The sequence below is a fragment of the Butyrivibrio sp. VCB2006 genome (assembly GCF_000420945.1).
GTDB lineage: Bacteria > Bacillota > Clostridia > Lachnospirales > Lachnospiraceae > Butyrivibrio.
Genome location: NZ_ATVX01000010.1, coordinates 120,021 through 126,587 on the forward strand (window position 1 = coordinate 120,021; position 6,567 = coordinate 126,587).

7 protein-coding genes are annotated in these 6,567 nt (G+C 40.1%); 3 read left to right on the forward strand and 4 right to left on the reverse strand.

All coding sequences use genetic code 11. The features are described 5' to 3' along the window. Window positions 1–4 precede the first annotated feature (4 nt). The 4 genes from G613_RS0111300 to G613_RS0111315 all read right to left on the reverse strand — a co-directional run bounded on the left by G613_RS0111300 (window position 5) and on the right by G613_RS0111315 (window position 5,360). A complete protein-coding gene (locus tag G613_RS0111300; protein WP_029232743.1) occupies window positions 5–880 on the reverse strand; it encodes a carbohydrate ABC transporter permease in 876 nt (291 codons plus the stop codon). Between the two features lie 22 nt (window positions 881–902). Then, entirely contained in the window at window positions 903–1,946 is a 1,044-nt protein-coding gene (locus G613_RS0111305) for an ABC transporter ATP-binding protein (RefSeq protein ID WP_029232744.1), read from the reverse strand. 284 nt (window positions 1,947–2,230) lie between these two features. Next, window positions 2,231–3,622 (reverse strand): PhoH family protein, encoded by a 1,392-nt coding sequence (locus G613_RS0111310; RefSeq protein WP_029232745.1) that lies wholly within the window; start codon window positions 3,620–3,622, stop codon window positions 2,231–2,233. A gap of 94 nt (window positions 3,623–3,716) precedes the next feature. Next, a complete protein-coding gene (locus G613_RS0111315) occupies window positions 3,717–5,360 on the reverse strand; it encodes a SulP family inorganic anion transporter (protein WP_029232746.1) in 1,644 nt (547 codons plus the stop codon). Window positions 5,361–5,596: 236 nt separating this feature from the next. Between G613_RS0111315 and G613_RS19520 the strand changes: the two genes are divergently transcribed. The 3 genes from G613_RS19520 to G613_RS0111330 form a co-directional block, all read left to right on the forward strand. Beyond that, window positions 5,597–5,770 (forward strand): hypothetical protein, encoded by a 174-nt coding sequence (locus G613_RS19520; RefSeq protein ID WP_155828079.1) that lies wholly within the window; start codon window positions 5,597–5,599, stop codon window positions 5,768–5,770. Between the two features lie 158 nt (window positions 5,771–5,928). Beyond that, complete coding sequence (locus tag G613_RS0111325) at window positions 5,929–6,165, forward strand: hypothetical protein (protein WP_029232747.1); 237 nt, start codon at window positions 5,929–5,931, stop codon at window positions 6,163–6,165. Window positions 6,166–6,278: 113 nt separating this feature from the next. After that, window positions 6,279–6,567: helix-turn-helix domain-containing protein (locus tag G613_RS0111330; protein ID WP_029232748.1), on the forward strand; the 289-nt coding region annotated here is incomplete at its 3' end.

A 6,567-nucleotide genomic window follows, 5' to 3' on the forward strand; every position in this document is an offset into this window, starting at 1 on the left:
CCTCTTATTTTTTCTTCTTTTCGCCTGTTACTCTAAGCTGAATCTGTGTCATTACAAGAATGATAATGAACAGAACAACTGAACCGGCTGCAGCAACACCATATTTGTAACTGTTGTAGAACTTATCATAGATGAAGTACACAATAGTCATAGCCTTGTTGGCTGGGCCTGCCTTGCCCTGGAAAAGTGAGAATACTTCGTTGTAAACCTTAAATGCGCCGATCATACCGATAACGCTTGAATAAACGATCATTGGAGCAAGCTGTGGAACTGTGATTCTTGTAAATACACGAAGCTTAGGTGTTGAATCAATTCTTGCTGCTCTGTAGAGATCCTCAGGAATAGTCTGAAGACCTGCAAGGAAAATAAGGATGTTGAATGCCATGCTCTTCCAAATAGCGAAGATAATAAGTGCAGGCATAGCATACTCAGGACGATTTAACCAAGGAATAGGATCAATACCGAATAATCCAAGGAAGTAGTTAATAAGTCCATAGTTACTGTTAAACATCCATCTCCAAACGATACCAATAGCAATAACACTGGTAACATAAGGAAGGAAATAAACTGTCTGGAAAAATGCCTTTGTCTTAGTACAGCTATTTATAAGTACCGCAATGATAAGTGAAAGAATGATTGATGCAGGTACTACGCAGATAACGTAAATAGTTGTATTGCGAAGTGAAAGTGCAAAATCCGGATCAGCAAAAAGCGCTTTGTAGTTCTCAAAGCCAATTGATGTATATCCGTGATTGATAATACTGTAATCACCCAAGAAACTCATGATGATAGCTCTTATCAAAGGATAAATTGTAAAAGCTAACATGATGATTATTGATGGAAGGAGATATAAATATCCCTTAAAGCTCTTCTTATCCATTTTGTTCTCCCTTTATCACCAATTAGAATCTGCCAATAAGCTTTTCTGAAGAATCAAATACAAGGATATGCCCTTCGCGAACAGAAGCCTTGATAGTATCTCCCTCAGATACCTGCATATATGAGTGAACAAGAACACGAACAACTGACTGACCAAGATTAGTAAACAGAAGAAGGTCACGTCCTGTCATACGAAGATTATTTACTTCAAAAGAAATACCGTTTTCATCAACAAAGAATGACTCAGGTCTGATTCCTGCATGATAGTGTCCATCTGCAAGATTAGCGCCTCTTCTGAGAACAACATCACCTGCTGAAATAACGCCATCTTTAACTTCTACTTCTATATTATTAATCTCTGGAGTTCCAAGGAAGTTAGCTACGAATTCGTTAGCCGGATTAAGGTACATTGTCTGAGGTACCTCATACTGTTGAAGAACACCTTCCTTCATAACTGCAATACGATCAGAAATGCTCATAGCCTCTTCCTGGTCATGTGTTACAAAGATAGTTGTGATCTTAACTTCCTGCTGGATACGTCTGATTTCTTCTCTTGTAGCAACACGAAGTTTAGCATCAAGGTTTGATAAAGGCTCATCAAGAAGAAGAACCTGAGGCTTTTTAACAAGGGCTCTTGCAATAGCAACTCTCTGCTGCTGACCACCTGAAAGCTCACTTGGTTTTCTATTCATATACTGCTCAATCTTAACAACCTTGGCAATTTCAAAAGCTTCTTCCTTAGCCTGAGCTTTTTTTACACCACGATTGATAAGAGGGAATGTAATATTATCCTCTACAGTCATATGTGGATAAAGAGCGTAGTTCTGGAAAACGAGTCCAATTTCTCTATCTTCCGGAGGGATTGAAGTTACATCCTTGTCGCCAAAGAAGATCTTACCCTCTGTAGGTGTTGTAAGTCCTGACAGCATAAAAAGTGTTGTAGACTTACCGCATCCGGATGGTCCAAGAAGGCCTACAAGCTCGCCATCATTGATTCTGAGATTCATATGATCTACTGCGTTAAGACTACCATATGTTTTTGTCAGATTCTCAATTCTAATGTCCATTTTTTACTCCCAAATTCTAATTGAAATAAATAAAAGATTTAAAGTCGCAAAGAAGATTATACTATATATCCCCAAATTGTAAAATATTTATTAACAAATTAACAAAGTGCCTGAAACGCCCATAAAATAAGGACGAAGCCACCCTTAAAGTGGCTCCGTCCACACAATCACTTTGCAAAAAATATTTGTATCCTTAGAGCATAAGTATAATCAGCATTAACATGTTTAATTGTAAACTTAGTTTCCAAATATGTCAAAATTGTGTTCAAAATACAAAATAAATATTAGAAATTATCCTTGTCTTTCATCCTATTAATTGCATCCATGGCAAGCTTGCTTCTCTCACACTCAGATGCGGATAAAGATATCTGCCATGCAAAAGGACTTCCCTTCATATGTTCTGATGCATAGGATAATCCGTTGGTCCTCTCATCCAGGAATGGTCTGTCAATCTGGTTAGGATCTCCCAAAAGAATAATCTTGGTATCCTTACCTGCTCTTGTGATGATACCCTTCGCCTGAGTAGGCGTCATATTCTGAGCTTCATCTATTATAAGGAAGGTTTTCAGAATTGAACGTCCTCTGATGAAGTTAAGAGCCTCACACTGTACGATTCCTCTTTCAAAGACCTCATCGGTTTTGCCCTGGAGCTCTTTTTCATCCTTGTAACGCTCTTCCTCGTTGGAATCAATCAACTGCTCAAGGTTATCTATGATAGGTCTCATGAGAGGCGATATCTTTTCCTGCTCATCACCGGGCAAGAATCCGATATCATCATCAAACTGTGAGTTAGGCCTGCAGACCAGGATCCTACGGTACTCTCCTGTTGGCCTGTTGATCATCTTCTCAAGACCTACAGCCAGTGAGTAGAATGTCTTGGCTGTACCTGCCATACCCTTTACAATAACAAGTGGTGCTACCTCCGCAGGCTGCATCAATGCTTCCTGAAGGAAATACTGACCTGCGTTTCTGGGTTTAACGCCATAGGGCTGACTCTTTTCATATTCAAGTTTCTTGATAAACTGTCCGCAAACGCGTCCCATCTGGGTTTTGTTTGTTGACTGATCTGCCCTTATCACAACAAATTCGTTTTCATAAAGCTCGGGTGTATACTGATTTCCTGCTTCATCACAGCAGTACACCTTGCTCACAGGTATTCCTTTTTTCTTGAAATCCTTGAATACCTCTTCAGGGGCATATACGGAAATTCGGCCGCTGTACTGCTCTCCTTCTCCTGCCACCTGCTCTGTAGTAAAGTCTTCTGATTTAACTCCGAGAATCTGAGCCTTTATACGCATCAGAATATCCTTGGTTACCAGAATAACCTGCTCTTTACTGCAATCACTAAGTCCCTTACAAACCTTAAGAATACGGTTATCAGATTTGTACTCTGCCATATCCTTTGGAAGTTCTACATCCTTGAAGTTCTTTTCAACTCTAAGGAAACCTCCATTGTCAAGTTTGACGCCCTTGACTAAATCCCCTGCGCCTCTAAGCTGCTCCAAAATCCTGATGGCCTCACGAACATTAGCTCCTCGCTCGCCCTCATCCCTCTTGTGGCCATCGAGTTCCTCCAAGACTACCAGCGGAAGAACCACCTCGTTATCCTCAAAGCACTTCAACGCGTGAGGCGCCTGAATCAAAACGTTGGTGTCCAGTACGTAGATCTTCTTCATGCGTAGGTCCCCCTTATTTGTATGACTTATGTATTCATTATACCATATATTGTGTCTAATCAATAAAAAAACTCCCGGGACCCGGGAGTTTTTATTATATTTCAGCTGCTCTCTTCAGCGCGTCATCGATATGAGGCTGGAAGTTTTCCCTTCCAACAAGGTCCACAAAACCATCTTTTTCCATGGTGTTCATAGGCTGCTCATTTACATGAGAGAATACAAGCTGAACTCCGTTCTTCTGGCACTTCTCGTAGAGCTGTTCAAAGGAATGCATTGCTGTTGCGTCGATAGCAGGAACACCACGCATTCTGATTACAAGAGCTCTTGTGAAATCCTTGAAGCTGATGGCTGCAATCTGCTCAGCATCACCAAAGAACATAGGTCCGCTGATCTCATAAACACGAACATGCTTAGGAATATCTTTAAGTCCAAGTCCATCAGGATCATCTTCAGGATCATAGTACTTCCAACCGCGTACTCTTGATTCCTCGCTCATTCTCTTCATGAATAAGAGACATGCAAGAACCATACCAACCTCGATAGCAACAACAAGGTCGAATACTATAGTAAGAACAAAGGTTGTAACAAGAACAATGATATCACTCTTAGGTGCAGTCTTAACAAGATGAATAAAAGTCTTGTACTGGCACATATTGTAAGCAACCATGAAAAGAATCGCTGCAATAGTAGGCATTGGAATAAGAGCTGCATATGGCATAAGAACTACAAGCACAAGAACAAGGCAAACTGAGTGGATCATGCCGGCTATAGGAGTTCTACCGCCGTTCTTGATGTTGGCAGCTGTTCGAGCAATAGCTCCTGTTGCAGGGATACCACCAAAGAGAGCTGATCCAATGTTACCAGCACCCTGAGCAACAAGCTCCATGTTAGATCTGTGCTTACTATCAATCATGCTGTCAGCAACAACGCATGAAAGAAGTGACTCAATAGCTGCAAGGATTGCAATTGTAACACCATCTCCTGCTACAGAAGAAAGAGTTGCAAAGCTAAATGCAGGAAGTCTGAATGTAGGAAGCTGACCTTTGATCTCATAAAGGTCACCGATTGTATTAACATTCATGCCAAGAAGCTTAACCATAAGGATTCCCACGATAACTGCTATAAGAGATCCAGGTATCTTCTTGCTAACCTTAGGCCATACAATCTGAATAAGAAGGCATACCATACCAACAATGAATGCCTGATAGTTAAAGGTTGAGATATTACGAGCAATGGCAGAAGCCTTATCAACAGTTTCTACTGTCACTGTTCCCGCAGGATATGTAAGTCCCAGGAAGTCTTTGACCTGGCCGATCGCGATTGTAACAGCAATACCGGCAGTAAATCCTGTTGTAATAGTATAAGGAATAAACTTGATAAGTGATCCAAGTCTGAATACACCCATTAATATAAGAAGAACACCTGCAAAGATAGTTGCAAGAGCAAGTCCTTCCATGCCCTTTGTAGCTACGATTCCGGCAACAATTGTTGCAAATGCAGCTGTAGGACCTGCAATCTGAACTCTGCTACCGCCAAGGAATGAGATAATGAATCCAGCTACAATAGCAGTATAAAGGCCTTCCTCAGGTCCGACTCCTGATGCCAGTGCCAAAGCAATTGACAAAGGAAGCGCTATGATAGCTACAATAATTCCGGACACCAAATCCTGCACAAACTGCTTACGATTGTACTCTTTAAGCGCAGTAAACAGCATGGGCTTTAATCTTTCGTTTTCCATAATATCCTCCAAATATTCAATAAAAAAATCCTCTATACGTAAATATAGTATAAAGGATATTTAAAACCTTAGAAATTATATTCCTACGCACGTTCTCGGTCAACAAAAACATGTAAAACTTGTCGTTAATATATTATTATCAGATAATTATTACTTTTTTGTTAGAATTTAATACATTCACAATAATATATGATACATTGTCAATATAACACATACTTTTTCAGGAGGTAGCTAGTATGAAAAAATGGAATAATGCAGAACTTGTTTCACTTGATCTCAATGCAACAGAAAGTGGCCGTACTTGCGCAAATATCGAAGCATCGTTCTCGGAATATTATTCGTTTCATGATGCTGAGCATCATATCAGTGATCCAGAACACTCTAATGTAGCTCCTGATAAGCACTCATAATTCATCTTTTTTATTGCAATATAGGATGTGTAAACAGTAATGTTTACACATCTTTTTTGTATATATTTTGTTACTTTTTTGTTAGAAATCGATACTTGTTATCGATTAAGTGATATATTAGCTCCAATAAAATTATTATCTTATAGGAGACGATGTGTATGAAGAAGTGGAATGGAGCAGAGCTTATAGCTCTCGATCTTAGTGCAACTGAAAGCGGCGAGTACCGTTGGTGCTGGGAAGGTAAAACGGGAATCTATGTAGGTAATTGTTGGAGTGGTTATAAGAAAGTTGGTGAGGTTACTTATGGCCCGCAGCAGCCAGGTCAGGAGGAGACACCAATAGAGGTGCCTACAGAAGAAGGAAGAACAGGAACTCCTACAGACGGACTTTCATAATTTAAAAAGTATTTGATCACAACAAAAAGGATGTGCAACCTAAATGGTCTGTGATATGATTCCCCTAAAGTAGACAATGGAAATAACCAAAGTCTCCTTTAGGGGGATTTTTTATGGCCAAAAAGAAACATTCTGTCGAGTGGATGCTCGAAAGAGTAAATGAATATCTTAATGGTGAAGGCTCATATGATTCTATTGCCAAAGCGAATGGGATAGGGTATGCCACCCTTGTGAGATGGGTTGCTGCATATCGTTTTCGCGGAATTGAAGCTTTTTCTGAAAGCGGCGGTAATAACAGCTACAGTAGTACATTTAAAGTATCTTGCGTAGAAGCAGTGTTAAGTGGAATCTTGTCTGTAGAGGAGTGCACTGCTAAGTATGGTATATCTAACGATAGCGTTC